Source organism: Okeania hirsuta (assembly GCF_003838195.1).
GTDB lineage: Bacteria > Cyanobacteriota > Cyanobacteriia > Cyanobacteriales > Microcoleaceae > Okeania > Okeania hirsuta.
The window spans coordinates 1-4,364 of record NZ_RCBY01000393.1 but is presented as its reverse complement, the minus strand read 5'-3'; the positions used below and the strand labels follow the sequence as shown (position 1 = coordinate 4,364).

The following is a 4,364-nucleotide window of genomic DNA, read 5'->3' as shown; positions in this document are numbered from 1 at the left end:
CGTTAAATTTAGCTATGGCGGTCAGTTTGCTCCGCAACGCTAACGCGAACGACCGTGACAGCTTGTGGACTGGATAACGCCGACGTTGCCAGATTGAAGCAAGAATAGAACAGATTATTTATAGAAAATCATAGATTTATATAGATAATCATAGGTTTCTAAGAACGGATGTTTAACTGGGCAAAGTCACTCGGGAACTAAATTGCATGGCTTTCTATCTTAACTTAATGAAATGTACCATCACCGGAGAGCCTTATCAAATCTACGGCTATAAAGGCAAGCAGGTACGCGACAACATCCACAGCTATGACAATGTCGCTAATCTAATAGCAATCGAACTTTCACTTTTATTTAGTTTTTTTGTCTATCGGATTTGGGTTTGGCCGGGGGGCAGTTGGACATTTAGAGAAGTTTTCTGGCGACAACTTCCCCTCTACCATGTTTCTGCAGGAACTGCTGTGGTGGCTCGTATATTCTTGGTCTTTCCTCTCTTAGATTGGTGGGGGGTTAATTACGCAATTAATACCTTAGTTGGGGTATTAATCAATGCTACTCTTAACTATGTAATTAGCGATAACTTAGTCTTTAAAACTCCGGTTAAACATTCTCATGCTCAGCGACAAGCAGATTTTTCCTCAGAAATCTATTACCCAGAGGGATTGGCTCCGGCACTGGCCCATAGCTGTTCTTTACCAAAACCACCACGAGCGGAAACATCCAAAAGGATTAAGGTTTTCTCCATTGTGATTCCGGCTCACAACGAAGAAGGTTGCATTGTAACCACCGTTCAATCTATCAGCCAACTTCTAGAAGCAGAAAAGATTGCTTACGAAATTTTGGTGGTCAATGACAACAGTCGCGATCGCACGGAAGCCTTGTTAAGGCAGCTAAGTGCTCAAAACAGCAAGGTGCGCTACATTAATAACTATTACCCTAACGGCTTTGGCTTTGCCATTCGCTGCGGTTTAGAGAATTTTCTAGGAGACGGGGTAGCCATCGTGATGGCAGATAGTTCGGATGCGCCAGAAAATATTGTAGATTACTATTACAAGCTGCAAGAAGGCTACGATTGCGTGTTCGGTTTTAGGTTTATCAGGGGATTGGCTCCGGCACTGGCCCATAGCTGTTCTTTACCAAAACCACCACGAGCGGAAACATCCAAAAGGATTAAGGTTTTCTCCATTGTGATTCCGGCTCACAACGAAGAAGGTTGCATTGTAACCACCGTTCAATCTATCAGCCAACTTCTAGAAGCAGAAAAGATTGCTTACGAAATTTTGGTGGTCAATGACAACAGTCGCGATCGCACGGAAGCCTTGTTAAGGCAGCTAAGTGCTCAAAACAGCAAGGTGCGCTACATTAATAACTATTACCCTAACGGCTTTGGCTTTGCCATTCGCTGCGGTTTAGAGAATTTTCTAGGAGACGGGGTAGCCATCGTGATGGCAGATAGTTCGGATGCGCCAGAAAATATTGTAGATTACTATTACAAGCTGCAAGAAGGCTACGATTGCGTGTTCGGTTTTAGGTTTATCAGGGGAGGTAAAGTTATTGACTACCCCACCCACAAGTTAATGGTGAACCGCCTCGCCAATTTATTCATTTCAGTTCTCTTTGGCTTAAAGTTCAATGATACTACCAATGCCTTTAAAGCTTACCGGCGAGAAGTAATTGAAGGAATTTCTCCCCTGCTGTCTCACCACTTTAACTTAACGGTAGAAATGCCCCTTAAGGCGATCGCACGGCAATATTCCTACACAACCATGCCCATTACTTGGCGCAACCGCACTACGGGATTATCCAAGTTAAAGCTGAAAGAGATGGGAAGCCGATACTTGTTTATTGTGCTTTATATCTGGCTAGAAAAACATCTCTCCAGAGGAGACTATGTGTGCAAGCAACCTCAAATAGCAATCCAGAATAAAATTCGCTAACTAGAAGAATTATGATTGCAGATAACAGAGCGCTCAGACAAGAAGAATACCTAAAAAAGCTTTACTCTAATCGTTTTAACTATCAACAGAGAAAAGCCAAAGTCGCCTTGTGGAAAGTATTAATCAAGGAATTCCTGCAAAAGCATCTGGGCAAAGAAGCAGACGTTTTAGATATCGGGGGAGGATATGGTGAGTTTATCAATCATATTCAAGCAAGAGAAAAATACTTAATCGATCTCAATCCTGACTCTAAAACATTCGCCAATCCTGATGTCCATGTTCTCAATCTCAATATTTTAGACTTAAACAAGCAAGAAAAAATTAATAAACGCTTTGATAGGATATTTGTTTCCAACTTCTTTGAGCATTTAGGCAATAAAGAGGAGCTAATTGAAGTCTTGCTATCATGATTACGTTTGGTATTGCCCAAATCTCGCGTTACACCGCAGTTTATTTATTGCCCATCTATTTTATTTTAACCATTGGCTTTTACAGCCCAACCATTTTGAATCTAATCCGAACGAAAAAATTCAAGATTATTCTGTCAGGCATCAAACAGTTTTGTACTTATACAATCTTGCTTTTATTTACGACAATCCTAATCATTAATATTGGTTTTTCCTTTGAAAAAACTTTTACAAAGCTAGGGGATTATCAGTTTGCAAGTAGAGCTTTCACTTCATTACAAGCTAGTTCACCATTGTTGAGAGCTTTACCTGTTCCAGTTCCCTATGCTTACCTCTCGGGACTAGATATGGGTAAATACAAACAAGAAACAGCTTTTGGCAATGGTCCTACTTATCTAATGGGTAGATTAGGCTTAGAGAATGGTGAAATGAAGGGCTTTAAGGAATACTTTATCATTGCTTTCCTTTACAAAGTGCCTATTGCCACTCAACTACTTCTATTTATGGCTGTTGTCAGCCTGCTTCGATATAGACATCGAATGAATTTTTGGCAAAATGAAGCTTTCTTAATCATCCCCTCTCTATTTTTTTTCATTGCTTTCAGTTTTACCACTGCTCAGATTGGTATTCGATACATCCTGATGATTTTCCCATTTCTCTTCGTTTTCTCTAGCCGATTAGCAGTAGCCTGGACAGCATTAAGAAATCGATATCGGATTTTTGTAACTAGTCTTGTCGCTTATTTATTAATTTCTAATATTTCTTATTTTCCTCATTACCTATCATACTTTAATGAATTGCTGCTAGACCGAAAAATGGCCTACACAATCCTTGCCGACTCTAACTTAGACTGGGGTCAAAATTGGATTTATTTAGAACAGTATCTTGAAAGAAATCCTGATGCAAAATATATGAGATGTCGTAGGAAAAAGCTAAAACAAGAAGTTAATCCTCAAAAGTTTCAAGTCGATTTAGTTGTGCGTGGAGCCAATCAAGAAGAAGTTAATCCTCAAAAGTTTCAAGCCGATTTAGTTGTGGTTGGAGCCAATCAACTATTAGGTATTACGACCAATCCAAAAAATTTTCAATGGCTAAGAGAGAATAAAAAACCTGTGGATCACGTTGCCTACAGTCACTTAGTATTCAAAATTGAGCCTCAAGACTTAGAGGACATTGGTGATAAGTTAAACAAAGAGAGTTTTTGTTACGATCGAAATTGGTGATAAGTTAAACAAAGAGAGTTTTTGTTACGATTAACCTAATGAGTAAAAGAGTTTTAATTACCGGAGGAGCAGGTTTTGTGGGCATATCACTTGGTCTGGGACTTGCTCAACGCTATCCAGAGTGGCAAATTACGGCTCTAGATAACTTGAAGCGTCGGGGTGATTAACTGTTAAACTTAAACCGTAGAAAATAGTTGTAAAATTTACACTCATTGTTGTAATATTAAATAGGTAACAATAAATTATCAAAAAAGCGAATAAGTGAATGCGACTTGTTGATAGACATATTATTAACCGAACACATAACTTTTGGCGAGTTTGTGATGAATTAGCCTTTAAGTCGAAAAACTTGTATGATTTGGCTAATTATTATTGTCGTCAGCATTTTTTCCAGTCCTCAAAAAGCCTGGATTTAACTAAACTGTACCACGCCACCAAAGATAGCGATGCTTATAGAGCATTACCAACTAAAGTATCAAAACAAATAATCAAATGCTTGGTGGCCACTTGGCGTAGTTATTTTCAGGCAATGGGAGAATGGTCAAAACATCCAGGGAAGTTTTTGGGTAAGCCCAAAATACCCAAATATAAGGACAAAACCCAAGGTAGAAATGTAGTTATATATTCAAAGGAATCAGTCTATAGAGCAAGTTTAAAAAATGGTATTTGTCACTTATCCATGAGTGATATCAAAATACCTGTAGTTGTGGATACTGTAATCGAAGTTAGGATAGTACCTGCTACTAGCTGCTATATAATTGAAGTAGTGTATGAAAAAACGAATCAGCCACAAATAAACT

The 4,364-nt window shown here is 38.9% G+C and carries 4 protein-coding genes and 1 pseudogene; all 5 read left to right on the top strand.

Going from position 1 to position 4,364, the window contains the following annotated elements:
* Nucleotides 1-206: 206 nt before the first annotated feature.
* Nucleotides 207-1,934 (top strand): glycosyltransferase, encoded by a 1,728-nt coding sequence (locus D5R40_RS38385; RefSeq protein ID WP_205127760.1) that lies wholly within the window; start codon nt 207-209, stop codon nt 1,932-1,934.
* Between the two features lie 11 nt (nt 1,935-1,945).
* Complete coding sequence (locus D5R40_RS30740) at nt 1,946-2,344, top strand: class I SAM-dependent methyltransferase (protein WP_124146912.1); 399 nt, start codon at nt 1,946-1,948, stop codon at nt 2,342-2,344.
* Nucleotides 2,341-3,564 carry a hypothetical protein gene (locus D5R40_RS30735; RefSeq protein WP_124146911.1) on the top strand — a complete coding sequence of 408 codons (1,224 nt, stop codon included), beginning with the start codon at nt 2,341-2,343 and terminating at the stop codon, nt 3,562-3,564. The genes D5R40_RS30740 and D5R40_RS30735 overlap by 4 nt, the downstream gene beginning before the upstream one ends.
* 38 nt (nt 3,565-3,602) lie before the next feature.
* The gene (locus tag D5R40_RS41640) at nt 3,603-3,731 is read left to right on the top strand and encodes a hypothetical protein (RefSeq protein WP_275670439.1); all 129 of its coding nucleotides are present in this window, start codon (nt 3,603-3,605) and stop codon (nt 3,729-3,731) included.
* A 98-nt stretch (nt 3,732-3,829) separates the two neighbouring features.
* A pseudogene (locus tag D5R40_RS30725) lies at nt 3,830-4,364 on the top strand (RNA-guided endonuclease TnpB family protein); the annotation flags it as partial.